21 protein-coding genes and 7 pseudogenes are annotated in these 24320 nt (G+C 59.5%); 21 read left to right on the top strand and 7 right to left on the bottom strand.

The genetic code is table 11. From position 1 onward, the window contains the following. Positions 1-280 precede the first annotated feature (280 nt). Positions 281-655, bottom strand: coding sequence for a di-heme-cytochrome C peroxidase (locus AB5K84_RS37945; protein WP_269465757.1), 375 nt, complete (start codon positions 653-655; stop codon positions 281-283). 36 nt (positions 656-691) lie between these two features. Between AB5K84_RS37945 and AB5K84_RS37940 the strand changes: the two genes are divergently transcribed. The 4 genes and pseudogenes from AB5K84_RS37940 to AB5K84_RS37925 all read left to right on the top strand — a co-directional run. Further along, positions 692-862: a hypothetical protein gene (locus AB5K84_RS37940; protein WP_014497906.1), complete on the top strand. Its 171-nt coding sequence runs from the start codon at positions 692-694 to the stop codon at positions 860-862. A 557-nt stretch (positions 863-1419) separates the two neighbouring features. Continuing rightward, on the top strand, positions 1420-1764 hold the full coding sequence (locus tag AB5K84_RS37935; protein ID WP_014497905.1) for a hypothetical protein: 345 nt from the start codon (positions 1420-1422) through the stop codon (positions 1762-1764). Next, positions 1761-2123, top strand: a complete 363-nt coding sequence (locus AB5K84_RS37930) for a Wadjet anti-phage system protein JetD domain-containing protein (RefSeq protein ID WP_026312353.1) — start codon at positions 1761-1763, stop codon at positions 2121-2123. The genes AB5K84_RS37935 and AB5K84_RS37930 overlap by 4 nt, the downstream gene beginning before the upstream one ends. Positions 2124-2202: 79 nt before the next feature. Further along, positions 2203-2458: pseudogene (locus tag AB5K84_RS37925) on the top strand (IS5/IS1182 family transposase); the annotation flags it as partial. 44 nt (positions 2459-2502) lie between these two features. On the opposite strand, the gene AB5K84_RS37920 reads toward AB5K84_RS37925, so the two are convergent. Then, on the bottom strand, positions 2503-2721 hold the full coding sequence (locus tag AB5K84_RS37920; RefSeq protein ID WP_161966258.1) for a hypothetical protein: 219 nt from the start codon (positions 2719-2721) through the stop codon (positions 2503-2505). Positions 2722-3079: 358 nt separating this feature from the next. On the opposite strand from AB5K84_RS37920, the gene AB5K84_RS37915 reads away from it, so the two are divergent. The 10 genes and pseudogenes from AB5K84_RS37915 (at position 3080) to AB5K84_RS37870 (ending at position 12940) form a co-directional block, all read left to right on the top strand. Further along, positions 3080-4465: an ABC transporter substrate-binding protein gene (locus tag AB5K84_RS37915; protein WP_011084694.1), complete on the top strand. Its 1386-nt coding sequence runs from the start codon at positions 3080-3082 to the stop codon at positions 4463-4465. 69 nt (positions 4466-4534) lie between these two features. Next, complete coding sequence (locus AB5K84_RS37910) at positions 4535-5497, top strand: carbohydrate ABC transporter permease (protein ID WP_011084695.1); 963 nt, start codon at positions 4535-4537, stop codon at positions 5495-5497. Between the two features lie 12 nt (positions 5498-5509). After that, on the top strand, positions 5510-6370 hold the full coding sequence (locus tag AB5K84_RS37905; protein WP_011084696.1) for a carbohydrate ABC transporter permease: 861 nt from the start codon (positions 5510-5512) through the stop codon (positions 6368-6370). A gap of 14 nt (positions 6371-6384) precedes the next feature. Continuing rightward, positions 6385-7059 carry a ribokinase gene (locus tag AB5K84_RS37900; RefSeq protein ID WP_441232800.1) on the top strand — a complete coding sequence of 225 codons (675 nt, stop codon included), beginning with the start codon at positions 6385-6387 and terminating at the stop codon, positions 7057-7059. Between the two features lie 19 nt (positions 7060-7078). Beyond that, positions 7079-8143 (top strand): IS630-like element ISRj1 family transposase, encoded by a 1065-nt coding sequence (locus tag AB5K84_RS37895; RefSeq protein WP_011084514.1) that lies wholly within the window; start codon positions 7079-7081, stop codon positions 8141-8143. A 21-nt stretch (positions 8144-8164) separates the two neighbouring features. Beyond that, a pseudogene (locus tag AB5K84_RS37890) lies at positions 8165-8428 on the top strand (PfkB family carbohydrate kinase); the annotation flags it as partial. Continuing rightward, a complete protein-coding gene (locus AB5K84_RS37885; RefSeq protein WP_011084698.1) occupies positions 8425-9195 on the top strand; it encodes an SDR family NAD(P)-dependent oxidoreductase in 771 nt (256 codons plus the stop codon). The pseudogene AB5K84_RS37890 and the gene AB5K84_RS37885, both read left to right, overlap by 4 nt. Further along, positions 9188-10015 carry an HAD-IIA family hydrolase gene (locus AB5K84_RS37880; protein WP_011084699.1) on the top strand — a complete coding sequence of 276 codons (828 nt, stop codon included), beginning with the start codon at positions 9188-9190 and terminating at the stop codon, positions 10013-10015. The genes AB5K84_RS37885 and AB5K84_RS37880 overlap by 8 nt, the downstream gene beginning before the upstream one ends. Further along, positions 10015-11127 (top strand): ABC transporter ATP-binding protein, encoded by a 1113-nt coding sequence (locus AB5K84_RS37875; RefSeq protein WP_011084700.1) that lies wholly within the window; start codon positions 10015-10017, stop codon positions 11125-11127. The genes AB5K84_RS37880 and AB5K84_RS37875 overlap by 1 nt, the downstream gene beginning before the upstream one ends. Continuing rightward, positions 11081-12940 carry a sigma-54-dependent Fis family transcriptional regulator gene (locus AB5K84_RS37870; protein WP_011084701.1) on the top strand — a complete coding sequence of 620 codons (1860 nt, stop codon included), beginning with the start codon at positions 11081-11083 and terminating at the stop codon, positions 12938-12940. The genes AB5K84_RS37875 and AB5K84_RS37870 overlap by 47 nt, the downstream gene beginning before the upstream one ends. A gap of 240 nt (positions 12941-13180) precedes the next feature. Here the strand turns inward: AB5K84_RS37870 and istB are convergent, their stop codons facing one another. Continuing rightward, entirely contained in the window at positions 13181-13990 is an 810-nt protein-coding gene (gene istB, locus AB5K84_RS37865; protein WP_018270204.1) for an IS21-like element ISBj11 family helper ATPase IstB, read from the bottom strand. Continuing rightward, entirely contained in the window at positions 13987-15489 is a 1503-nt protein-coding gene (gene istA / locus AB5K84_RS37860) for an IS21-like element ISBj11 family transposase (RefSeq protein ID WP_039185914.1), read from the bottom strand. Before istA ends, istB begins: the two co-directional genes overlap by 4 nt. Before the next feature lie 962 nt (positions 15490-16451). Between istA and AB5K84_RS37855 the strand changes: the two genes are divergently transcribed. The 6 genes and pseudogenes from AB5K84_RS37855 (at position 16452) to AB5K84_RS37830 (ending at position 21164) form a co-directional block, all read left to right on the top strand. Beyond that, complete coding sequence (locus tag AB5K84_RS37855; RefSeq protein ID WP_018648284.1) at positions 16452-16685, top strand: DUF2188 domain-containing protein; 234 nt, start codon at positions 16452-16454, stop codon at positions 16683-16685. Between the two features lie 26 nt (positions 16686-16711). Beyond that, positions 16712-17260: pseudogene (locus AB5K84_RS37850) on the top strand (IS6 family transposase); the annotation flags it as partial. Between the two features lie 129 nt (positions 17261-17389). Then, a pseudogene (locus AB5K84_RS37845) lies at positions 17390-17976 on the top strand (SbmA/BacA-like family transporter). 226 nt (positions 17977-18202) lie between these two features. Then, positions 18203-18774: pseudogene (locus AB5K84_RS37840) on the top strand (IS66 family transposase); the annotation flags it as partial. A gap of 417 nt (positions 18775-19191) precedes the next feature. After that, positions 19192-20937 (top strand): T3SS effector NEL-type E3 ubiquitin ligase NopM, encoded by a 1746-nt coding sequence (gene nopM, locus AB5K84_RS37835; RefSeq protein ID WP_026312873.1) that lies wholly within the window; start codon positions 19192-19194, stop codon positions 20935-20937. A 56-nt stretch (positions 20938-20993) separates the two neighbouring features. Further along, positions 20994-21164 (top strand): hypothetical protein, encoded by a 171-nt coding sequence (locus tag AB5K84_RS37830; RefSeq protein ID WP_018648285.1) that lies wholly within the window; start codon positions 20994-20996, stop codon positions 21162-21164. Positions 21165-21334: 170 nt separating this feature from the next. Here AB5K84_RS37830 and AB5K84_RS37825 read toward each other — a convergent pair. The 3 genes and pseudogenes from AB5K84_RS37825 to AB5K84_RS37815 all read right to left on the bottom strand — a co-directional run. After that, positions 21335-21582: pseudogene (locus tag AB5K84_RS37825) on the bottom strand (IS6 family transposase); the annotation flags it as partial. Between the two features lie 286 nt (positions 21583-21868). Beyond that, complete coding sequence (locus tag AB5K84_RS37820) at positions 21869-22456, bottom strand: GNAT family N-acetyltransferase (RefSeq protein WP_018648286.1); 588 nt, start codon at positions 22454-22456, stop codon at positions 21869-21871. A gap of 249 nt (positions 22457-22705) precedes the next feature. Then, positions 22706-23530, bottom strand: a pseudogene (locus AB5K84_RS37815) (IS6 family transposase). Between the two features lie 247 nt (positions 23531-23777). Between AB5K84_RS37815 and AB5K84_RS37810 the strand changes: the two are divergent. Further along, positions 23778-24038: a hypothetical protein gene (locus AB5K84_RS37810; protein ID WP_011084713.1), complete on the top strand. Its 261-nt coding sequence runs from the start codon at positions 23778-23780 to the stop codon at positions 24036-24038. The last annotated feature ends 282 nt before the right edge of the window (positions 24039-24320 follow it).

The following is a 24320-nucleotide window of genomic DNA, read 5'->3' as shown; positions in this document are numbered from 1 at the left end:
ATTTTGGAAAATGAACAGGTTTTCGAGTGCGCAACTGTAGCCGCGCCCAGCATCGCCAAGTGCGGTTGGGCGGGATCGTCAGGATTGCGCCAAGTCGGGGCTGCTTAGGACCGGCGAGCTCATGGCGGCTTCAAGACAATCGACGACGTCCCGGCAGGAGGGACACATGACCTGGCTGAGCAGGGACAATCTGCCGAATGGCACGTGTTCTGACGAGGCGCATTCGAACTCGGCGGAAGCTAGCGACGCCGGCACACAAGTCGGCGTCGAACGCCATCGCTCATAGAGTCTTGAGATATTCGACAAGCGCTCGCCGTTCGGCGTCGGTCAACTCTGGTCCGATGATGCCGGGCGGCAGTTTCCTTAAGTCGGTTTCCTTACCCTCGAAAGAATGTCCGCGATTGCTGTTCCCAAGCAGCGACACATCGAAGTTCGTCAGACCGGCCGCACAGCTTTCGGACGACTGTGCTTTCGTCGCGAGCCCGACGTTGACCGGGTCGAACGCACGGCTGCCTACGCAAAACGACATCGGCCGCTTGGCGTGCGGCACCAGCATGTCTCTCAGGGTCGGAACAGACCCGTTGTGCAGATAAGGAGCTGTTGCCCAAACACCGTCCAATGGTCGCGCCCGGTACTGAGTGAAAAGCTGTCCCAGCTATTTAGGTTCATCGAGGGTACGATCAAGCATGTCATGCCGACCATCGTTGCCGAGATCGCCTATCAAAGCCTTGGAAGCGAAAAGCTGGTTGATTTTATCGATGAGCAGATACGCAGCGAGAAGACATCTGCAATTCGCACGCTGCTCTGCTCTTTCATGTTGCTCGAGATCGACTCGTTCCCTAGCTATAACCAGGATAAGTGAGTTTTACGAATCGGAAGATACGCCACGGTGGGTGACAGCTCTCATAACCGAGCGCCTGTACAGCTATTATCGGCAACGACCTCTGGCGGGCGCAACACGCAAAAAATTTGAGGAACTTGTTGTGACGCTAGAAATGCGCTTGGCCGGTAAATCTCGTCCAAGAGTTCGAGGAAATTATTTATCCGCCTTGAAGAAGAAGGCATTCAAAGAACCAAAGTCCTAAACTCTTATTCTGGATGAAGCGCCTCCTACAGTCAAAGATCGAGCCATGTCGCTGGACTTGCGGCGCGGATGGGGCGGCGGACTCGATCATGGCCATGGATCGCCTCAAGGGTCGCGCATGGCAACCGAAAGGCTACCATACGCCGGCCAGCTGATCGTTAGGGTCGCGCCGGGCGGCGATCATGGTTCGATGAACGCCGCTGCGCGCGGATCACGCCCGGCCTGCCTTGACCAGATCGAACCACCGCTTCAGGTGCGGATGCGCGCACCAGTCGATCCGTCGTTGATCGACCGGGAGCGGTAGCCCGCGGGTCGCTTCGTCCGATGTCGATACGTTGCGCCACGCCTTCGATCTCGCCCAGGCCATCCTGGACAACAAGCATCTCGACGTGGACTATAAGACCTTCTCGCGACGGACGGTGAGGCACAGCAAGACGCTGGAACGCGTTGAAGGCGTCGTGGTTCGGCTCCTGAGTGGCGTCCTCGAGTTTCCTCCGGGCGCGCGGCCCCGCGAGGCACTGCGGGCGATCGGGCTGGAACGCTTTGCCCCGCCGCTGCTGATCGCGGGTAAGATCGATCTTCTTGGGGCCGATCTCTCCGGAGCCACTCCGCTCATCTCGGGATCGCGCCTAAGGAGGCAGATCATGTCCGCTTCCGGGAGCCGCCGGCGTATGTTTTGACGATCGAAAACTTGGCAAGCTTCAACAGGCACGTCGCCGAGGCCGACGCCGCTCGACTGGGTGCTACGCTGTATGTTGGCGGGTATCCCTCGCTTGCCAGCCAACAGGCCCTGCGCACGATCTCGGCAATGGTGTCCGAACAAACCCCGATCTTTCACTGGTCGGATATCGATCCGGACGGCACCTGGATATTCCACACGATGGAGCGCGCCGTCGGACGACCGATCCTGCCGCATCTCGGGGCGGGCGCCGACCAAAAAGTCCGCACCCGCTCGTTGCCCACCAAACTCCGGCATCGCTTCACTGGCGGCATACTTGGCCAAAGATGGATCCAAGATCCTCGAGCAGGAGGAGCTTGATCCGATTCTTCCTACGCCCACGTAGGCGTTCGGACTGACGAGGGCGCCAGCTTGCGTAACGGGCACGCTTGGCCATTGACGTAAGCGGCTCGGTGACAAGCTGGAGCTCTTGCTGGCCGAGAGCTTGAGGGGGCGCATGAGACCGGCGCGTTGCGGACGCGCGATCTCAAGCAGCGACGGTGGAGACCACCGTTCAGCCCAAGACCATCACCTCCCGACCGATGCCAAGCTGGAATATGCGGCGATTAACCAATCGGCTGGCCCGCGAGTGCGGCCTTAAGTTGCGGCAATCTTATCTGCGCATCGGCTCAGGCGCCTCTCAGTCATCGAGCCGTGAATGGCCACATGAAGAGCGACGGGCATCTCGGTCGCTGCCATCTCAAAGGGCCGGGAGGGGGACGCCGCCAACATCGCCTTCACCGCCGTCGACCACAATCTCCGCCTCACCCTCAGCCTGGCTGAGGCTTTCGTTGGGCCTAATCCGCAACGCCTTGTTGCTGATGCTCGCGGTCGCGCTCGAGCTTCGTCCTGCAATATGGCGGGTTGAGAGACCAGATTGTTTGCGGATCGAGAAAGGTTGCGGCAATGCATCAAGCACTCGTCCCTCTTAAAAGCAGCACAATCAAGAACAAGATCGAGGCGTCCGTGCCGCAAGGTGAGATTAACAGAGGGATTCGAACGAGCTACTATGCATCAGCTCGGGCGGTTGGCCCGGCTCGGCCCTCGTTTGTAGGCTGGCTGCGCGGGGTCTGAACATGGGCCTGCATTGATCATCTCCCCATGGCTTTTGCAACGGCTGCTGTAACGCTGTTTTCTTGACTTACCCAAAAATACCCAACTTCGATCTGAATGGGTGCATAAGGGCGGAAAATCACGGCTAGCGTTACCAACACTCGCGGCCCTGGAAGACGACAGGCACGTGAACTTGAGGGCCGAAGAGCCCAGAGGAGGGACCAATGCCAAGGACGCTAGCCGCACCGCGCGGCCATTCTTACCATTTCGTCAAAGCCGCTCTGATTTGCTCAACTCTCTTGTCCGGTGCGGCCGCATCTTTCGGCCAGGCCAAAGCGGAGGATATCAACTGGCGCCAGTTCGAGGGCGCTTCGATCGTTTGGGCTTACGACATCCATCCATATGCTGACGCGGTTGCAGCACAGCTTCCTGAGTTCGAGAAGTTGACGGGCATCAAGGTGACGCCCGAGCTTTATCCGGACGATGCCTATTGGAATAAGCTGACCATCCAGCTGAGCACAAAATCGCCCTCGTGGGATGTCGTCGGCACAGGAATTCAACCGGCTTGGGATCTTGCGCCCGGTCAACTGCTTGAGCCGCTCGACCGCTATCTGAACGACCCTAAGCTCACATCGGCAAGCTATGACTACAAGGACTTCTTCCCCGCATTGCGTGACGCGCTGACTTGGCAAGTCAATGGCGGGCAGATCGAACCGGGCCGGGGTCAGGTGTGGGCCATCCCGCACGGGTTCGAAAACATCCAATTGTTCTACCGTAAGGACATTCTTGACAAACACGGTATCAAGGTTCCGACAACCCCGCCGGAAATGTCGGCGGCATGCGAAAAGCTAAAATCTGCCGATCCCGCGATCACGCCCCTGGGTGTGCGAGGAGTGCGCTTTTGGAGCAGCATCCACACGGCCGCGATCTCAATCGCCAAGTCCTATGGTGTACACGACTTCGTCGTCAAGGACGGCAAGTTGGAAACCGGTCTCAATTCTCCCGAGTCGATCGCCTTCCACAAAGACTACGTGGAGATGATCAAGAGGTGTGCTGCCCCATCCTTTGCCAACGACAACTGGTACCAAGTGGTCGATGGCATCAATTCGGGTCGGACAGCGATGGCGATCGATTCTAACATGTTCGGGTTCTGGAACGATGTTGCCGGCAAGCCCGCTTCGGGCAAGATTGCCTTCGCTCCGCCACTGCGAGCTCCGAACGGCAAGACTTTCGAATCGAACATCTGGATCTGGTCCCTGGCCATGAATGCTGCTTCCCAGAAAAAGGGAGCGGCCTGGCTCTTCATTCAGTGGGCGACGTCAAAGCAGGTCGAGCTGAACGGTGCCATCGCCGGCAAGCTCGTCAACTCGCCGCGCGCTTCGACCTGGAGCGACAAGGTTTGGCTCGACTATGCGGCTAAACCGGAATTCACAAATTTCGTGGATACCTTCAAGAGTGTTCAGGACCGGGCTGCGCTCGCCTTTACGCCGCGCGTAGGGTTTGCCGAGGCCATGAACGCCTGGGCAGTTGCCATGCAGAAGATGGTTAATGGTGCGGACGTGAAGGCGACATTGGCCGACCTCGCCTCCGAGATTCGCTCCTCCATGTAAGGCAACCGGGGAGCGGCATCACCGGATTGCCGCCTCCACTACCCCCGCGTATCTTTCGAGAAGTGAGCGATGAACCTTCGAGGCATCGACGCAACCGTGATGCTACAATCATCGGTAGGCCAACTGGCACCGCCCAAAAAAGAGCAGGTGCAAAGCGCCGGGCAGCATGCTCTTGACTGGTGGAGCCTTGCTGCGATTGCTCCCGCGATCATCATACTGCTCGGATTTCTTTTTCTGTTTTTCTATGGCGTCTTCCAATCGCTGACCGATCTCAAGTTTGGCCGTCCCCTGGTTCGTTTCATTGGGGTCACCAACTATGAAGTGGCAATCAAGACTCAAGATTTCTGGAACAGCATGCGGGCGACCACGGTGTATGCCTGCTCCGCGGTCCTCGCGGAAGCGTTCTCTGGGCTTGCGCTCGCCAAATTGTTCGCAAGCCGCGTGTTTCTTGCACAATTGATGCGGCCTGTCATTCTCCTTCCGTTGGTATTGCCGCCCATGAGCGTCGCCCTGATGTGGACCACAATGATGGATCCACAAAACGGGATTCTGAACTATTTGCTTTCGCTCGTCGGGATCGGCCGCTTCGCCTGGATTTCGGACGCCGGTACGGCGATGTTCTCGCTAGTTCTCATCGACATATGGACTTACACACCATTTTTTGCGCTCATCATCTTCGCCGGTTTGCAGGGCATTAACGAGGAGATCAGAGAAGCCGCGCGGATCAATGGCGCTAAGGGTTGGGCGACGTTCCTCCATATTGAGCTTCCACTTATTGCACCGTATATCCTGATCGCCGCAGTCTTTCGGCTGATCGAGTCGCTCAATCAGTTCGATATCATCTTCGGAACAACCCAGGGCGGTCCAGGTGACAGTACCTCCGTGCTCTCGGTTCGCGCCTACATCACAGCCTTTCAAAACCTCGCCTTCGGGCGTGGTGCCGCGCTCATGGTTGTCAACTGGTTGATCGTGCTTCTCGGGACCTTGGCCATGGTAAAATTGTGGCGGTTGGTTCGGCAGCGCGTAAGCTAGAGGAGGCTGGCAATGCGCTTCAAACGCTTAACGCCCGCAAGCTTGTTCCTTAATGGACTGGTTGTTGTCTGTACGCTCATCCTGACATTTCCCCTGGTCTGGATCGTGATGATGTCGCTGAAGCAGCAGGCCGAGGTCATGACCTTGCCGCCGCGCTTTGTCTTCACTCCAACATTTGAAAACTTCCGCGTTTTGTTCGATGCCGCCCAGGCCGGGGCGACAAGCTACGGCACCATCAAGGTTGATTTCCTGACGCCGGTCGCCAATAGCGTCGTGATATCGCTTGGCGCGGTGCTCGTATCGCTGATCGCCGGCGTACCCGCAGGTTACGTCTTGGCAAGACGTGATATCCCTAGGAAGGAGGACATCGCGTTCTTCATTCTGGGCTTCCGCTTCGCGCCGGCACTCCTTGTCGTTATACCGCTGTTCAGCGTGTTCCAAACAGTTGGCCTTTATGACACTTATCTCGGCATGATCTGGGTTTATCAGGTCGTCACGCTGCCAATGATCATCTGGCTAAGCCGATCATATATCGAGGACATCCCAAAGGACATTGAGGAGGCGGCGGCCATGGATGGTGCAAAGCCGTTCCGTGTAGTCTGGCACATCGTTCTTCCGCTTCTAAAGCCCGGCCTAATCGGCGCTTCATTGCTCATTTTCTTGCTTGCCTGGCACAATTTCGCTCTCGGCCTGATCCTCAGTTCGACGAAAGCACCGGTCACCGTGGCCCTGCTCAAGCTGCTTAATCCAGGCGTTCAGTTCTATCCGGTCATGGCTGCGGGTTTGGTGGTGACCATGATTGTGCCGATCGTCCTGATTATCCTTGGCCAGCGTCATCTCGAACGTGGCCTTACCTTCGGGGCCGTGAAATGAGCCCCAGACCATTGATGTTCTTCGGAACGACCAATCTTGACCTCTGCTTCAACGTCGAGCGGCTTCCAACGCCGGGTGAAAGCCTGATGGGAAGCTTAAAGCAGAATGCGGGAGGCAAGGGCGCAAATCAGGCGGTCGCCGCCGCTCGATTGGGGCTTCGGCCGAGCTTCTACACCCGGCTTGGCGATGATGACGCTGGCCGATCGTTGCTGCAAGCGCTGCGTGAGGCAGGTGTCCGCCTTGATGCCATTGAGGTATGCCCGGGGGAGATATCCGGTTCTGCTCTTGTCCTCGTCGGCGACGACGGCTCCAACATGATTGTCATAGACCCGGGAGCCAATGCAAATGTCACTCCGAGCATGGTCGAGAAGGCGGCCGAATTCATTGAGCGGGACGCAATCGTCGTTGCCGAAATGGGCATGCCGGTCCCCGCGCTCAATCACCTTTTTGCATTGAAGAGCGTCAAGGAATTCGATCTTATTTTCAATCCGGCCCCCGTGAGGGCGGGCCTGTCGCCCGCGGCGTGGAGGAGTGTCGATTTCGTCACACCAAACCAGACGGAAGCTTTCGAGCTCACCGGTGTCGAGGTGCATGACTTCGACGGCGCCGCTCATGCGGCTGGAAAGCTTCTCGATCTCGGGCCGAAGGCAGCGCTGATCACGCTAGTACCCACTTTTCTTGGAACGTGAGTCGTGATTCAAGGTCGGGATGATACCCGAAGCAAGAGAAGTCCACCTTTCGAGGAAAGATCGCAAGGTGCTTGAGGCGTGCTGTCGCTCACCGGTGACGTTGCAGCGCGATTTGAAGCGGGCGCGGATAGTTCTGTTGGCGGCGGATGGGCGCAGCACCCGGTCGATCGCCAAGGAAGTTGGGGTCCAGCCGCGGATTGTCAGCCTTTGGCGGCATCGCTATGCCGACCATGGCCTTGAAGGGCTGCAAGACAAGCCGCGGCCTGGCAAGCAGCCGATCTATACGAAGACGACCGACAAGCGGATTCTGAAGCTGCTGGATAAGCCGCCACCGCAAGGGTTTGCGCGCTGGACCGGCCCCCTGCTGGCCGAGGCGCTGGGCGATGTCGATGTCCAATATGTCTGGCGGTTCCTGCGCAGCCACAAGATTGACCTGGTGGCTCGCAAGTCCTGGTGCGAGAGCAACGACCCGAACTTTACGGCCAAAGCCGCCGATGTTGTCGGCCTCTATGTCGCGCCGCCGGCGAAGGCCATTGTGCTGTGCGTGGACGAGAAGCCCTCGATCCAGGCTTTGGAGCGAGCGCAGGGTTATCTGAAGTTGCCCAATGGCCGCGCCTTAACCGGCCAAAGCCACGATTACAAGCGGCATGGCACCACAACATTGTTTGCGGCGCTCGAAGTCGCCACCGGAAAGATCATCGCGACCCATTCAAAACGCCGGCGCCGCGTCGAGTTTCTCGATTTCATGAACAGCGTCACCGCGACTTTTCCGAACCGCAAGCTTCACGTCATCCTCGACAACCTCAACACCCATAAAAAGAACGAGGACTGGCTCAAGGCCCACCCCAACGTGCAATTTCATTTCACGCCGACAAGTGCGTCATGGCTCAATCAGGTCGAAGTATGGTTTTCCATCTTGCAGGGGCAGTCGCTCAGCGGCACCTCCTTCACGAGCCTCAAGCAGCTTCAGGAACACATCGATGCCTACGTCAACGCATACAACGACAGAGCCGAGCCCTTCGTCTGGACCAAGAAAAAGGTCCGTCAACGCCGTTTCAAAGGCCGCCGTATCACTCAGCTCTGATTCCGGGTACTAGGTGCGCAGGGAGCCTACTACGCCGATGCCAGCGCGACTTTCGCGCTCCGCGCATTTCCTGTGAAGGTCGTTGATACGACCGCGGCGGGGGATGCCTTTAATGGAGCTTTCGCAGCCTCTCTTGCTCATCGGTTGCCGATACGAGAAGCGATCAAAAAGGCGCTCGCGGTTGCCGCCTTATGTGTGACGCGACGCGGCGCCCAAAGATCGATGCCTAGCAGTTGGGCCGTCGACGAATTTCTGAATTCTCAATCGATCTTGGAGTTGGAATGACCGAACAGTTCTCAGTTGCAGACAGGACCGTGCTTGTGACCGGTGCAGGTGGAGGCATTGGCTCAGCCATAGCTAATGCTTTCCGTCAAGGCGGTGCGAACGTCCTGGCAACCGACGCGAATTTGGAAAACCTGCGAGTCATTCTGACTCGTTTGCCGCACGGCAATGGCATCCTGCCGATGAGCATGGATGTGTCACGAGAAGATGATGTCGGCAGGGTGCTTGATGAGATCGCCAAGCGCTTCGGCAGGCTCGATGTCCTGATCAACAACGCCGGAATAAAATCGGCTCAGGCGCTTCTGACCGGAAATGCCGATCGAATCGAAAAAACCATCCAGATCAATTCCGTCGCAGTGCTTCGTTGCGCGAAGCTGGCGATCGAGCGCTTCATGAAGAGCAAAGGCGGCCGCATCGTCAATGTCGGGTCCTCGTTGTCATCTCAAGGTGCTGTTTTCAACTACCAGGCTGGCGGCGCCGACTATTGCTTGTCAAAAGCCATCGTGCACGATGTGACAAAGCTGCTCGCTTATGAATGTGCTCCGTTCAAGATCAACGTCAACGCGATTGCTCCCGGGATTATCGATACACCCTTGCACGGGCGTCCGCGGGAGGAAACCGAAGCGCGCCATAGTGGCCGAATTCCGCTGGGCCGGGTCGGACTGCCGGAAGATATCGCAGGGCTTGCGGTGTTCCTGGCCAGCCCCGCAGCTTCCTACATGACCGGGCAGATTGTCCATGTGAATGGTGGGATGCTGATGAATGGTTAGCCTCAGCTCTAAGATCAACTGGCCGCCGATAGAAGGGATTATCTCCGATCTGGATGGCGTCGTTTATCGTGGCGGCACCGCAATAGCGGATGCCATAGAGGCGTTTACGAGATGGCAGAAAGCAGGCGTGCCATTCTGCTTTGCGACGAACAATTCAACGCATACCCCGGAGGACGTCGTCGGCAGGCTGAGAGGATCTGGTCTTTCGATCGCACCGTCTCAGGTCGTTACAAGCGCTATCACCGCCGCAGAACTCGTTCGAACCAATTATCCGCACCTAACGCGAATCTATGTCATCGGAGCTTCCTCGCTTGTGACGGCCATGCGAGATGTTGGGCTGGAGGTCACGGACCGAGCGCCCGAAGCTGTCGTGATGGGGCTTGACCGGGACATCACGCATGAGAAGCTGCGAATTGCGGTTGAGTCGATCCTCAATGGAGCTGTGTTCATAGGAACCAATCCCGATCTTCTGCTGCCGACGGCCAGCGGGTTCGAACCTGGCGCTGGTGCGACCATTGCAGCTGTGGCCGCTGCTACGCAAGTGCGGCCTTCGATCGTTGGAAAGCCGCAAGTGCCGATGATCGAGACAGCGCTCTCACGCCTCGGTACGAAGCGCGGGTCGACCATCATGATCGGAGATCAAGTTCCTACGGATATTCAAGCCGGAAAGAGGGCGGGTCTTGCCACGGTGCTTGTTACAACCGGCGTGCCAACGCGTCAGGATCCGTCCTTGATGGCTCCCGACTTCATCGTATCGAGCTTGCGCGAGATTGAGGTAAGTGCTGCTCGCGCGGCTCAACCGCGACAGAGGAGGGCATAATGGCCGACGTTCGCCTGGAGGGCCTCAAGAAGACTTTTGGGACAATCGAGATCCTGAGTAATATCGACCTGACTATCGATCACGGCGAATTTGTCATCTTTGTTGGTCCGTCCGGGTCGGGCAAATCCACGCTTCTGCGCATGATTGGCGGGCTCGAGCCCATCAGCGGTGGGCGGCTCCTCATCGACAATGAGCTCGTCAACGACATCGATGCGGCCGATCGCAACCTCGGCATGGTCTTTCAAAGCTACGCTCTCTATCCGCATATGACGGTGAAAGAGAACCTGGCCTTTCCCCTGCGCATGGCCAAAGCCGGGAAAGCCGCGATCGCCGCCAAGATAGCCAAAACAGCATCGCTATTGCAGATCGACCATCTATTGGAGCGCAAGCCTCGACAACTTTCAGGAGGGCAACGCCAGCGCGTCGCAATCGGGCGCGCCATCATGCGAGAACCAAAAGTTTTCCTGTTCGATGAGCCGCTCTCCAACCTGGACACCGATTTGCGCGTGCAGATGCGGGTTCAGATCGCCAAGCTCCACAAGCAGCTCGGAAATACCATGATCTACGTGACGCATGACCAGGTGGAGGCGATGACCTTGGCTGACAAGATCGTGGTGCTCAAGGACGGCAACATCGAACAGGTCGGCAGCCCGCACGATCTGTATCACAATCCCGCTTCGCGCTTTGTTGCAGGATTCATCGGCTCGCCCAAGATGAACTTCCTGGGCGGCAAGGTCGAAGCAGCTCATGAACATGGCATGGATGTCCGGTTGGACGCCGGGCCCACGATCTCCGTTCCGGTCCAGCCGGACCAGATGCTGGTTGGCAAGCCGGTCACTGTTGGAATTCGCCCGGACGACTTCTCCTCGTCAATGCCCGGGCAGCAGGAGATCTCGATTGAACTTGGGGTCGATTTCGTCGAGCATCTCGGCAGCGTCACGTACATCTACGGTAATGCCGGAAACGAAGCTCTCGTCGCCAGGGCGCCACAATCCGGTTGGCCCAAAGGCGCCTCCAAGTTCACCCTCACCGCCGCTCCAGCCGATTGCCACTTGTTCATGGGCAATGGAAAGGCGGTATGGCGGTTGCACGCACCTGCGAGTTGGAGCTAGTCTTCACGTAGAGCCGTGCGATGATGCGCGGCTCAGGATCGACAGGCGGACGGCTGAGGTGAAGGGAGCCGGTATCAGGCAGTTCTTCCGCAATTCCCGTTCGTTTGTCCTTGGTGCGGGGATCGGGTCGGGCATGACCGCCAGAGCCGCCGAGCGGGCGGGGGCCGATTTCGTGCTCGCGCTCAATGCGGGCCGTTTTCGTGCCATGGGTGGGGCCTCGCCTGCCTCGATCCTCCCAATCCGCAATAGTAACGAATTCGTGGCAAGCTTCGGACGGACCGAAATTCTGCCCAGCACGAAACTGCCGGTCTTCTTCGGCACCTGTACATTCGACCCCGAGCTCGATGTTGATCGTTGGCTCGATCGGATCATCAAATGGGGATTTGCCGGCGTGACCAACTTCCCATCGGTCATACACATCGACGATGAGCGCAGGTCATTGCTCGAGAAGTGTGGTCTTGGTTACTCCCGGGAAATCGAGCTCCTCGTGAAAGCTGCAAAACGCGGCCTGATGACAATTGCCTATACGCGCAGTCAATCCGAGGCGCGTCGAATGGTCGAAGCGGGCGCCGAGGCCATTTGCATCAACTTCAATCTAAACCGCGCGATTGAAAGCGGAGCCGATCCGTCGGTCAGCCTGTCTGAACTTGCAGCGCGTACGAGCGCCGTTGCGCGCGTTGCTCAATCCGTCAACAAGAGCACCATCTGCCTGCTTGGGGGCGGCCCCATTACGAAGCCGGACGAACTCCTCGACATCTGCCGCGAGACCGGAATCCAGGGTTTCATCGGAGGCTCTTCGCTGGACCGCGTGCCTCTGGAGATGTCGGTCCTCGAGGTGACGTCGGGCTTCAAGACCATCCACCTGTTGCGCGAGAAGGTGGATCTACTCGAACGGCAGCTGCAGTTGAGTGGTTTCAGGCACGGCGTGATCGCGCAGTCCTCGGCAATGAAGCGCATCCTTGAGATCACCAGACGCGTTGCGGCGACCCCCCGCCCGGTCCTCATCTGGGGGGAGGCCGGCTCTGGCAAGCGTAGAATAGCAACCCTGGTTCACGCGTTTAGCGACCGCAGGCACGCCAAAACGGCGTTGTTTCATTGCCGCCCCGGTCCGGCGATGGATATACTTGGCCCGTTGTTCGGCGCCGAGCGTCTTGAGAGCGGCAGACGCCAATTGTCACTCCTGGAGGCGTCGAGTGACGGTGCCGTCGTGCTATTGCATGTCGACCAACTTTCGCGCGATGGACAGGAGCGCCTTGCCGATTACCTCGAGACAGGCGGATTTACCCCTCTGAACGGGGTAACTGTCATGCGTTCCAACGCCCGGATCATTGCCACCGCGACCGTGGCCCGAGGCGCTGGTCTTGAAACGGTTCTGTGCGCGCGGCTTCTCGACCTTTTTACCGGGCTGGATGTCCAATTGCCTTCGCTACCCGACAGGCTTGAAGATCTGCCGCAACTCGTTCAACACTTCACCGTCGAAGCCAAAGGAGATTCCAGCGCCCAGACGCTCACGATAGAAAACTCTGCATTCCTTGCGCTCGCCGGGCACGATTGGCCAGGCAATTTGCGCGAGTTGCGGCAGGTCGTGAACCAGCTCGTGACCTTGCCATCAAGTCACATCACCGGTGAGGTGCTAAAGCCGTTGTTGGAGCCACCTTTTGGCGCACGGCCCGCGGCCTCGCTGTCCGAGCGAGACTGGATCATCGAGGGCTTGAAGAGAAACCGGCTTCACCGCGGCAAGACTGCTCGCTCTCTCGGGCTTTCGCGCAAAACCCTCTACAATAAAATCAAGAAACTGCGGATCCTCGAATAAGGCCTCATGCCCGTCGTAGCGGCTGCTTGGCCGTGGCGGCCTGCTCCAGGGAGAACCTCGGTACCGACGACGATCCATGAGAGCCAAGGCTTACGAGCCCGATATCCGATCCAATCGGCAGCGCAAGCGCCTCGGGTCGCAGATAGACGGCCCCATCCAGCTGCGAACCAAGCCGTTGCTCCGCTGCTGTCATCGTCGCGCGCAAGAGTTTTGTTTGCTTTGATTGTCGCGGAGCGTCAATCAAGCGAGCGTTTTTTGTGTCGCGTGCTCCGGTGGCCGCCCTGGACCACGCTTTCGCTCGAGGGCAGTCCGCCTGCGATAGCTCTCGACGTTCATCTCGACGATGGTGGCGTGGTGAACAAGGCGATCGATCGCCGCGAGGGTCATAGCTGGGTCCGGAAAGACCTTGTTCCATTCTCCAAAGGGCTGATTGGCGGTGATCAGCAAAGAGCGTCGCTCGTAGCGTGCGCTGATGAGCTCGAACAGCACACTGGTCTCGGCCTGGTCCTTGGTGACATAGGCAAGATCGTCCAAGATGACGAGATCGAAGCGATCGAGGCGGTTGATGGCGCCCTCGAGGTTGAGCTCGCGGCGAGCCACCTGGAGCTTCTGCACGAGATCGGTGGTGCGGGTGAACAGGACGCGCCATCCGTTCTCGATGAGGGCCAAGCCGATTGCTGCCGCCAAGTGGCTCTTGCCTCCACCGGGCGGACCAAACAGCAGCAGATTGGCGCCCTTGCCGAGCCAGCCGTCGCCGGCGGCGAGTGCGGTCATTTGCGCCTTGGAGATCATCGGCACGGCCTCGAAGTCGAAGCTGTCAAAGGTCTTTCCGGTAGGCAGCCGCGCCTCGACGAGATGGCGCTCGATGCGGCGGCGGCCGCGCTCAGCGATCTCGTGCTCGGCAATGGTGGCGAGGAAGCGCGCCGCCGGCCAGCCTTCTTTATCGGATTGCTCGGCAAATTGCGGCCACAGCGCCTTGATGGCGGGCAGCCGCAGCTCGTTGAGCAACAGATTGAGGCGCGCGGTGTCGACTACGTTGGTTGTGCTCATGCGGCGCCTCCGATCTCGGCGGTACCGATGAGGCATTCATAGGTGGCGAGCGGTGCGAGGCGTACCACGACGTTCGGCACCTGGGCGGGATCCGGGGCGAAGTGAGTACGTAGCCGGTTGAGGTCGGGCAGCCGGCCGTCGTTCAGGTCAGCCGTGAGCTGATTGGCGAGTTCGGCCTCGCAACCGCGCTCATGGGCGAGTGCGAGGAGATCGACCATGATCCGGCAGGCCTTCTTGTCCGGTAAGCGTTTGCGCAAGACGTCGAAGGCTCGGCGGTAAGCTTCCCGGGGGAACAGCTGGTCGCGGTAGACCAGGTTGAGGAGCGCCATCGGCTTGCGCCGCAAGGAATGGATCACGTGCCGATAATCGACGACCTGATCGTGCTTGCCATTGGGATGCGGCCGCCCGCGCGGCAAGGTGAGGAGATGCGTGCCGCCGACAAACACGTCGAGGTGATCGTCATACAGGCGCACCCGCAGCCGATGGCCGATCAAGCGCGACGGCACCGTGTAGAACACCTTGCGCAAGGTGAAGCCGCCGGACGACGTCACGTGGACGATCACCTCTTCATAGTCCGACGTGCGGCGGTCCGGCAGATCCTGAAGTGCGCTACGTTCACTGTCGATCCGCTTGGCGTTGCGGGCATTGCGGCGGCTGGCGATCTCATCGATGAAGCCACGATAGGCAGCTAGATCGTCGAAGTCGGCGGTGCCACGCAGCAACAGCGCGTCGCCGATCGCTCGCTTGAGATGACCATGCGAACTCTCGATCGCCCCGTTCTCGTGGGCGATGCCACGATTGTTGCGGGAAGGCCGCATGCCGTAATGGGCACAGAGGTCTTCGTATCGCCGCGTCAGATCGTCTTTGGCGTCGCGGTCGAGATTGCAAAAGGCGGCCGACAGGCTGTCGGTGCGATGCTCCCGTGGCGCCCCACCGAGTGACCACAAGGCATTCTGCAGGCCTTCGGCCAGAGCGACGAAGCTCTCACCGCCGAGCACGACATGGGCGTGCTCAAACCCGGAATAGGCCAGCCGGAAGTGATAGAGACGATGGTCGAGCGGTACGCCCGCGATCGTGACACCCAATTCGCCCATGTCGGTGCCGCGCTGACCGGGTTCGTGGGTCTGGCGGAAGATGACCTCCTGCTCCTCGCCGTGGATCGCCCGCCAGGCCCGGATCCGGCGCTCCAGCGCGCGACGGATGCCGGCGCCGAGCTCGGGATGGCGTCGGAGCAACTCCTCGAAGATCGTGACCGGCCGCACACCGGGGGCGGCCTTCAGCATCGGCACGATATCTGTCTCAAATACGCGGGCCAAGGGATCTGGCCGGCGACGGCCGCGGGGAGCCTTCTTCTGCGACGGAAGGCGTCGATCCTTCTCGATCCGGTAAGCGGTCGAGGTGCTGAACGACGCCTTGGCGGCGGCCACGGGTGGGCTATCGGTCTGACGGTACTTCATGTAGAGCCTCATTTGGTGATCGGTAATGTGTCGGCCTGGCACGCGAGTGATTCCTCTTGGCGGAAGAACCACTTGCATAACCAGCCGGCCGCGATCACCAGTCGGCGCGGTCCGCTGTGGATCGCGCCGACGCCGGGCTCGTAACTCCGGTCGGGCTACGCCCTCCCTGCGTCACGAGCCCGGCGTAGCCCTCTCATCATGGTCGACGCTCCACTTCCATCCTGTTCGCCGCGCGGCACAGGCCACATTAGATCGGCACCAACCAATCCTGGTAGGTGCTTCCAGTCCTTCTCAGCGATACTGCTTGGTAGCACCCTTGGGAATTGAGCCTCTCGGGGGGCCGCGGTGGTCGGTCTCGCTTATCCAAGGGCGAAGGCTGGCCACCGAAGTTTGCAGCGCGTGGTAGGGATAAGCGCTTCCGGAGGCGTGAGCGCCGAGTCACCGCCGCCAACTTCACTGGCCGCGCGGGCGCGGTAGGGACAGCGTCGGGTTCTCACTCCCGACGGCGCCGAGTCATGTCCGCGTGCCTCCAAGTCCGCGTGTGCGCCGCGGAGTGGAGCAACCATGATGCCAAATTTATTGCCTCGTACGATCTAAAAGAGGCAAGGTCGGACCCGCACGAGCGCTTTCTTACAAATGCGATCGAGTGCGGCTGGTCTCCCGGGAGTTTGGACCATGACGACATTCTATTTGGAGGGTTCATTTGTCGATCAAACGCAAACGGTCGCAGCACTCAACCATCAATCCAGCCTTCGACTCCAACGAGAAAGAGAGACTTGCTAGCAGCTAGGCCACATCTACGACGATTGAAGCTGCTACGTTCCGGTTCTCGTGAATAAGGGAAACTAAGGCGCGGCAGTTGGTCTCCGCGGGTACAGCAAACAGGCCAGCCTACAAGGCGCTGCTCCTTGGAGCCCACCAAATCCGGTAGTTGAGGCGACCGCGGCAGATTTGCAGAGTACGACCCCGTTTATCGATCCCAGGGGCGATGCCGGAGCAAGCTTATGGCAAGCGTTCAGTACTTCGTCACGCGCCATAAAGGCCAGTGGATGGTTGCGCTCAATTGCGAGTACTCCGGCCCCTACGCCACTGAGGAAGAGGCGATCCGCGTCGCGGTCGACGCTGCCCACAAGGAGGGAAAGGTAGGACGCGACGCTCAGGTTCTAGTTCAGGGCCATGACCACAGGTTCAGACACGAGTGGACATATGGCCAGGACCCATACCCACCGTCCGGCTAAATCGGGCTGGCGCTGGCCTTCTGGGCCGATCTCGGACACGGCCCTCAGGTGGTCACCCCGTAGTTTTGCAGCAGCGCCTTCTCGATCGCGGGCAAACAACTTGGCTTTGGCGCGCTGTCGACCAGAAAATGGCTTCGTTCTCGACGTCTTGATCCAGCGCCGAACGCGCTGCGCAGCGGCTCATGAAGAAGCTGTTGAAATACGCCGGCACGCCGCCGCGCGTGATGATCACGGACAAGCTCCGTTCGTACGGCCCTGTGAGGGCGAAGATGGGCTTTCACGTCGAACATCGCCAGCACAAAGCTCTTAACAATCGGGCCGAGATTTCTCATCAGCCGACGCGGCGACGCAAGCCGATCATGAAGGGTTTCAAATCGTCCGATCAGGCTCAACGGTTTCTGTCAGTTCACGATCAATCAGGTCGCGAACCTTTTCCACATCCCCTATCCCGGAGCCGTCACCGCCGACTTCCGTCGTGCTTCGCGCGAGCGAGCCTTTGCGACTTGGCGCGAAATCTCCGCGACAAGCCGAATCTCGAACTGAGAAGCGCCTCCTTCGGCTCGGCGGTCGATTAAGTTGACGATGCCCGACGGTCTCCTGTAATCCAAGAGGCCACAGATGCTCGGACCTCTCGTTTTTCCCCCGACCCAAGCTGTTCTTTCTCTCGGCGATCGTTTGGACCGCACTGACGATGCTGGTCTGGTATGGCTTCGCGAGCAATCTGTTCGAAGCGCCGCAAAAGGCAGGTCGGGTTGGCGACGTTCTCGTCGGCGCCGGCTCTCTGGTTCGACCTCTATTTCGCCGCGTGCGCCGCGATATTTGCGGCTGGCTGGATGTTGGTTGCGCCGCACCCCTGGGCGACGTGGTCGATTCTTGGCTCCGCGCTAATACTGTTCACCTCCTACTTTCAGGTCCAGGTCAGCGTCGCCATCAACAGCTGGTATGGGCCATTCTATGACCTTGTCCAGGCCGCGCTTTCGAAATCGGCGCAAGTGATGGTCCAGCAGTTCTACAGCGAGTTGTCGACTTTTGCCGGCATTGCTCTTGTTGCGGTCGTGTCGGTGTGATGACGCGTTTCTTCGTCAGTCACTACATCTTCCGCTGGCGGACGGCGATGAACGATATCTATGTTGCAAGCTGGCCGCGGCTGCGCGCCATCGAAGGCGCCTCGCAGCGCGTTCAGCAGGACCCCATGCGCTTTGCCAGCGGTCGGATATTCCTTCCAGGCTGCGTTCCGCCACCGCTTCCGCGGCGCGACCAGAGCCTTCGGATGATCCAGCCATCCAGCTGATGGAAGGTATCCCTCCATTGAGGCCGCCTTGTTTGACGGACGCGAGCGCTGCAGGTCCTAGGGGTAATCCTAGCATTACAGTTGCCTTTTTAGGAGATGTCTGAATCTATGGACACCATGATTCGGAGGTCGTGGACGCCAGCAGCGTCGATCGAGGAGACGCTTGCGTTGTGGGCGGCGTCGCTTCCAGAGATCAAGAAATGGATACGTCCGTTGTTCACGCAAGAGAGATGGCGTCACCTTGGCTGGCTGCTGGTCACACAGCCGGCGCAAGTTCTATGAGCTGCATGTTGCAGGAAGCTTGAAAGTGGCAACGGCGACGGTCGAGCGGATGGCGAAGCTCTGGCAGGTCGAGAAGACCATACGCGGTCAAAGCCCCGACGTAGGCGTTGCCGCGCGCCAGCAAGCCTCCACAGCGGTCGTCGCAGATCTCTTCGATCTCTGGCAGCAGACATTGCGGCGGATTTCCGGAAAATCAAAACTGGCTGAGGCAATCCGCTATGCCGTCTCGCGCCGTGCCATCTTCGAACGCTTCCAGACTGATGGTTCGCATCGAGCTCGACTCCAACATCGTTGAACGCGCCATCTGACCACAAACAATTACGAGAAAGAATAGCCTCTTTGCCGGTAGCGACGGCGGCGGACGAACCTGGGCGAACCATCGCAACACTGCTGCAGACAGCAAAGATGAATAACGTCGATCCGTGCGCCTGGCTCAGCCTAACGCCTCAGCGTATCGCCAACGGCTGGCCGAGCGGCGAAATCGACGCGCTTATGCCATGGAACCACGCCGCCTGACGGCCGCAGCTTGCCGCTTACCCTTCGACCGAGTACGTGGCAACGAAGAGTGGCAGACGCTCCGAACGCGTAAGCGCTGGCGGTGCCCATGCCAAGGCAATGGGGGCCAAGCTGGTCTTTGCGAAGCTTGACCGGTTCAACCTCAAACCGGGCTTGCTTCGGTCACCGCTGGCAACCGGCGACCCGGGGTTCTGCAGCGACATTCGTCAGCTTATCGACAGGTAGGCCTGCTAAGGGCAGAACGCTGCCACGTTGACGGCCCTCCGGGACTTATCTGGTCAACGAAATGGCAGGAAGCCTCGCAGCAGTATCGATCCATTTGCGCGTTTGGGCTCGTGTGAACAATGATCATGACACCCGGCCTGCTTCGCGACCTTGAGGAGCGGGGGTATTCTTGTTTTGGCGATGGAGATATTGATGAACACAGGACAGGCTCAGTGGAGTGCAGGTTCTTCCTCGGCCGCTTCTGAAGAGGGGGAGCAGGAAAGTTACCTCAGCGGCTTCAGCCGAGCCGTGGCGGATTTGCTCGAAGCCATGACAGGATATCGGACCCCGGCCTCCGCGCGCGCGCAGTTGCTGGACAACTGGGCGGCCGAAGAGGGGCAGGGCGAAGCCGAGAATCGGCGACAGGGACGCGCACGAATTAGGGGGGCGGACAACACTGGCTCGCACTCGCTGGATTTGTCCTCCCTCTCCCTGACCGCTTTGCCCGCCGCCCTGCCGCCAAGATTGCTGGAACTGCGCGCCAGGCACAACGAGCTAAGCAGCCTGCCCGCTAGCTTCCCACCCGGTCTTCAGCATCTTCTCATTAGCCATAACCGGTTGATCAGTTTGCCGGACGCTCTTCCGGCGACCCTCTCTCGGCTGGAGGTGGCCGATAACAGCTTGACCAGTCTGCCGGCCAACCTTCCGGCTGGGCTCGAGATCCTGAACGCAAGCGACAACCGACTAACTAGCCTGCCGGACGCTCTCCCGAGCAGGCTCACCTCGCTCGCGGTTAGTGGCAATCAGCTGACCGACCTCCCCGACTACCTCCCATCGGGGCTCATTGAACTCGATGTCAGCAGCAATCAATTGGCCGACCTCCCCGCCCCCCTTCCGAGCACCCTCCAATCGCTCAATCTCAGCGGTAACCGGCTGACCAGCCTGCCTGAGGATCTTCTTGAGGGGCGTGTACCGAATCTTAGTCTCAGCTACCCGCATTTGGAGAACCTCGAGTTCGGGGATAACCCGCTGCCGGACGACGTCCTCGCTAATCTGGCGACGGCTGAAGCGCCACCGCAGCTTGCGCAGCAATCTCTATATGAGGCTGCCGCGCAATGGCTCGCAGACGACCCGGCGACGCTGGCCAAATGGCAGCACTTTGCGGATGAGCCAGGCGCCCAGGACTACGCGCAGTTCCTGGAGAGGCTACGAGAGACCGTGAACTACGGCAATGACGAGTTTCGGCAGGCAGTGGCTGATGATCTGCAGCAGGCGGCCGCCAATCCGACATTGCGCGAGCAGTTCTTTGCGCAGGCGTCCGAGGCCAACGCGAGCTGCGAGGATCGTGTCACCTTGCACTGGAATGGTATGCAGACCGCGCGCCTCAACGCTGACGTCGAGGACGGGGTATATGACGATCGGCTTGGCGATCTGATCCAGCGCGGCCGTGTCGCCTTCCGCTTGGAGGCGTTGGACGAGATCGCGCGCGACAGGATCAACTCGCTCGCCAGCGGCAACCCGAACGTAGACGACATCGAAGTCTACCTGGCCTATCAACATCGGCTGCGCGAGCCGCTGGAGCTCAGTCACGTCGCCCCTGACATGCGCTTCCTGGCGGTCTCTCACGTAAGCGAGGATGATGCGACGGAGGCGCTCGACCTGGTCCGGGAGCGGGAAGCAAGCCAGTTCACCGACTTCATGGCAAGCCGCTGGCAACCCTGGGAGACGGTGCTGAGGCGCATCGCTCCAGACGAACATGCAGCGATGCAAGACCGGCTCGTCGAAGCCATGGGCGAAGAGTTCCAAAGCCGTCTGGATCAGCGACTGGCCGAACATGGTCTGGTGGGCGACGTCGATGCCGAGCGGGTGCTCGGAGCCCAAGTCCGAAACCAAATCGCAGGCGAGATCAAAGGCGAGGTCATGCACCGGCTGCTCGCAGAGCGCGGCCTAGAACAATAAGACTTCCCAACAGTCCCGCGGGGATATTCTTCGTTGCTCTGTGGCGCTGCCTCAAGATGGATCCTGCAATCGACATCATCTTTGAGCTGACGATTGCCGATTGGCGCTCGAGCGAGGAGGCTGAGGCGCGGCCCGTTGAGGCAGCACGCATCTACCGCCGTGAAGATCGCACGGTGTGCGGCAGCATGAAATGGTCGGCGCGCAGCCTCATTGCCGATTCCTTGTAAGACGGGATGCCCGGGCCTTCTACCGGGCTGCGGAATGCTCCGCCGGAATTCTGTCGTGACCGCGCGCCGCCTTTGCTTCGTACTCGTCCTCGGGCGAGCGAAATCGACGCGTCAACAACCGGCTTTGATCATCGCGATTGTCGCGGTCGGTCAAGTGCATGCTCTCAGTCGTTTGAACGAGCGGGAGCGCGCGAGCGGATCCATCGGAGAACGCATTGCCGAAGTTTTCGTCTTACTGGCGCACGATTTCATAGGTCACGCCAATGCCACGCGCCGCCAGCACTTCAGCACGTCCTCGACCATGCGCAAGCTTGAGAGGAAGCCGGAAATACAACCAAGCGGCATAGCTGATTACTTCCGGTGGGAAGCGATGGCGGCGATAAAGAGGGGTCCGGGCGGTCGGCGTGCTGGTCGTCACCACCCCCTCGGCGGCTCCAATTCGTTAACTTAACGCCATCCAGAGTCTTCCGAAGCCGTCGACCAGATGTGTCTCGATCAGTCTGCTGTCTTCCTCATTTAGACGGCCCGGCTTGTCGAACAGCGTCAGCGGAATGGTAGCTTCCCGACATCATGGAGCATCGCCGCGAGCCCGAGTCGCCCCAATACTTGCTGGCGAAATAATCAGCGCCGCCGCAGACAATACGTAAGCAGTGCTGAAAGGTGGCCCTCGTGAGCCAATGCGAACACAGGCTTTGAATTTCGCTTTATTTGGCTGCTCGCAACATTGGCGTGAGCGGCGGCGAAGAACCATGTTGTATTTTGCCAATGACCTCGAAGCCGTGGCTTTGATAAAAGGGGATGTGATCGGGATTCGAGCTTTCCAGATAGGCGGTAATGCCCTGCTCATCGCATCGTTGAAGAGCGTATTTCATCAACAATGTGCCAAGTCCTTGTCCGACCCAGTTCGGATCGGCCGCGATGAGAGGCAGGTACCAATGCGGCTCGGACGGATGATGTTCGGCCATTTCCTGCCGCAGGAGCGCCATATCTTCGGTGATCGCCGGGTTCAGGGACAGCGCCATTATTTCGTCTAACGCGGACTCGTCTTGCTGCACGCCAGGCGGCAGCCACAGGGCTGCGGCGCGGATCCCTTCCGTGACGTATGCTGTGCCGTGCTCGAATGCTGGTCCACCAGAGGCGTTAACGAACCGAGGCATGCTCCGAAGATATTGGCCTGCGTCAGGCCAACTCCACCGCATCAATGGATCGGCGGCAAAGCCGAGCACAATTGTCCAGACGGTGCTTGTTCGAATGTTTGCATTCGCACATTTGATATCCGACTCCGCCGGCATAATGTGGGTTCCAAATTTTCTGTCTACCTGTCAGAGTTACGTGGCACGACATAAAGAAGACGTGGCCGATCACCAGATTCCTGATATCGACCGGCTGCACCTGGGTTCTGCCCGCTGATGGTCATGTTCCGTAACGACTCAGAATAGATCCATCGCCCGGCACCGGCTCGCCGTGCTCAGCTTCCGGAGCGCTTTTTCATCACTGCAATCCCTGTGCCATACTGAATGTCGAGCGACGGCATCGTCAACTTAACCGACCGCTGAGCTGAAGGAGGCGCTTCTCAAAGGTTCGAGATTCGGCGATAGCGCTTGTCATGGAGATCTCGCGCCAAGTCGCAAAGGCTCGCTCGTGCCAAGCACGACGGAAGTCGGCAGTCAGGGCTCCGGGATAGGGGATGTGGAAAAGGTTCGAGACCTGATCGTGAACTGACAGAAATCGGTGGGCCTGGAGGAGTTGAAACGCATCATGATCCGCTCGCGTCGTCGCGTCGGCTGATGAGAATTCTCGGCCCGATTGTTGAGAACTTTGTGCTGGCGATGTTCGACCCAAAGGCCCGTCTTTGCCCTCGCAGCGCCGTACGAACGAAGCTTGTCCGTGATCATCACGCGCGGCGGCGTGCCGGCGGATTTCAAGAGCTTCTTCCTGAGCCGCTGCGCAGCGCGCGAGTCTCTTCCGCGCTGGATCAAGACGTCGAGAACGAAGCCATTCTGGTCGACAGCGCGCCAGAGCTAATGTTGTTCGCCCGCGATCGAGATAACGATCTCGTCCAGATGCCATTTGTCACCGCGAGCGGGAGCGCGCTCGCGGACCGATCGGAGAACGCCTTGCCGAATTTCGGTCCCCACTGGCGCACGGCTTCATAGGTCAACAGTGCCACGCGCCTCCAGCATTTCCTCGACTATGCGCAAGCTTAAGGGAAACGGGAACTACAACCAAACGGCATATTGACGCCGCCCCGGTGGGCTGCGCCGACAGACTTTCAGCGGTTGCGCAAAAGTACGGTGCACTGCGTGAGCGGGCTGGTGAGCTCGAAATGACGCTGCAACGGAGCCGGACGGCGCGGTCGCGGCCATCTCGTTTGAGCATTCACGGTCGCAAATCGACGCAGAGCGCGGCCCAACCCAAACAACGTCGACTGGTAGAGAAGCGTTCGCCTGAGCTGAACTTCTTGACGGTGGGGCGACCGCGAGTCACCGGACCCGGATTAACGAAGGTCGTCGAACGGCCCACGAAACCCTCGCCAAGGCGTGGGAGGCGAAATCCGCTGCTGCTGGCGCGTTCCAGTCGGCGAGCGCTCGCTGCGAGGAAGCTGCCGCGGGAATGGAGGCCGCGAAGAATCGCCGCGCTTCAGCCGAAGGGGCCTTCAATATGGCCTGTCAGGATATCGCCCGGTCGCAGGGTCAGGTGTTCCCGCTGATTGCCACCGACCCGGCTGTGTCCAGAGCGCTACGAACACGAACTCAAGAGCTCGACCGAACCGTAAATGATACGGACGCCGCCGTCCTGATGCGTCGGGACGACCTGGAGAGATCGCTGGAAGGGCTGACGCGGAGGCATCGACTGACGCCGTTGCAACCCTGACAACGGAAATCGATGCTCAACGAGCTGCCGATTGGCGTGATGCATGTCCCGGGCGCGGGAATTCAGGACAATCTGGGCGACAAGGCGAAGAAGCTCGGCATCCCGGTCTGAAAATTCGGCGGCGCGTGAGCGCCGCAAATTTCTACTACCCGACTTGAGCGACGAAATCGCGCAACTTTCGCTCCGCTTCCTCCGCCGCCTTCTCTACGGCAGGAAAGATCGTGGCCCACACCTCAGCCAACTCCGGAAACTCCATTCGCGCCTCGGCCGGGTTTCAGCGGT

Origin of the sequence: Bradyrhizobium sp. 1200_D9_N1_1 (assembly GCF_052075915.1) — a bacterium.
GTDB classification, from domain to species: domain Bacteria; phylum Pseudomonadota; class Alphaproteobacteria; order Rhizobiales; family Xanthobacteraceae; genus Bradyrhizobium; species Bradyrhizobium diazoefficiens.
This window is presented reverse-complemented; position numbering and strand designations above follow the sequence as displayed.

Excerpts from the sequence above, each read along its gene's own strand:
- AB5K84_RS37940 (WP_014497906.1), top strand. The coding sequence starts at position 692 with ATGCCGACCATCGTTGCCGAGATCGCCTATCAAAGCCTTGGAAGCGAA.
- AB5K84_RS37900 (WP_441232800.1), top strand. The coding sequence starts at position 6,385 with ATGTTCTTCGGAACGACCAATCTTGACCTCTGCTTCAACGTCGAGCGG.
- istB (WP_018270204.1), bottom strand. The coding sequence starts at position 13,990 with ATGAGCACAACCAACGTAGTCGACACCGCGCGCCTCAATCTGTTGCTC.
- nopM (WP_026312873.1), top strand. The coding sequence starts at position 19,192 with ATGAACACAGGACAGGCTCAGTGGAGTGCAGGTTCTTCCTCGGCCGCT.
- AB5K84_RS37880 (WP_011084699.1), top strand. The coding sequence starts at position 9,188 with ATGGTTAGCCTCAGCTCTAAGATCAACTGGCCGCCGATAGAAGGGATT.
- AB5K84_RS37810 (WP_011084713.1), top strand. The coding sequence starts at position 23,778 with ATGGAGGCCGCGAAGAATCGCCGCGCTTCAGCCGAAGGGGCCTTCAAT.
- AB5K84_RS37905 (WP_011084696.1), top strand. The coding sequence starts at position 5,510 with ATGCGCTTCAAACGCTTAACGCCCGCAAGCTTGTTCCTTAATGGACTG.
- AB5K84_RS37915 (WP_011084694.1), top strand. The coding sequence starts at position 3,080 with ATGCCAAGGACGCTAGCCGCACCGCGCGGCCATTCTTACCATTTCGTC.
- AB5K84_RS37870 (WP_011084701.1), top strand. The coding sequence starts at position 11,081 with ATGGAAAGGCGGTATGGCGGTTGCACGCACCTGCGAGTTGGAGCTAGT.
- AB5K84_RS37910 (WP_011084695.1), top strand. The coding sequence starts at position 4,535 with ATGAACCTTCGAGGCATCGACGCAACCGTGATGCTACAATCATCGGTA.
- AB5K84_RS37820 (WP_018648286.1), bottom strand. The coding sequence starts at position 22,456 with ATGCCGGCGGAGTCGGATATCAAATGTGCGAATGCAAACATTCGAACA.
- AB5K84_RS37855 (WP_018648284.1), top strand. The coding sequence starts at position 16,452 with ATGGCAAGCGTTCAGTACTTCGTCACGCGCCATAAAGGCCAGTGGATG.
- AB5K84_RS37875 (WP_011084700.1), top strand. The coding sequence starts at position 10,015 with ATGGCCGACGTTCGCCTGGAGGGCCTCAAGAAGACTTTTGGGACAATC.
- AB5K84_RS37895 (WP_011084514.1), top strand. The coding sequence starts at position 7,079 with ATGATACCCGAAGCAAGAGAAGTCCACCTTTCGAGGAAAGATCGCAAG.
- AB5K84_RS37885 (WP_011084698.1), top strand. The coding sequence starts at position 8,425 with ATGACCGAACAGTTCTCAGTTGCAGACAGGACCGTGCTTGTGACCGGT.
- AB5K84_RS37830 (WP_018648285.1), top strand. The coding sequence starts at position 20,994 with ATGGATCCTGCAATCGACATCATCTTTGAGCTGACGATTGCCGATTGG.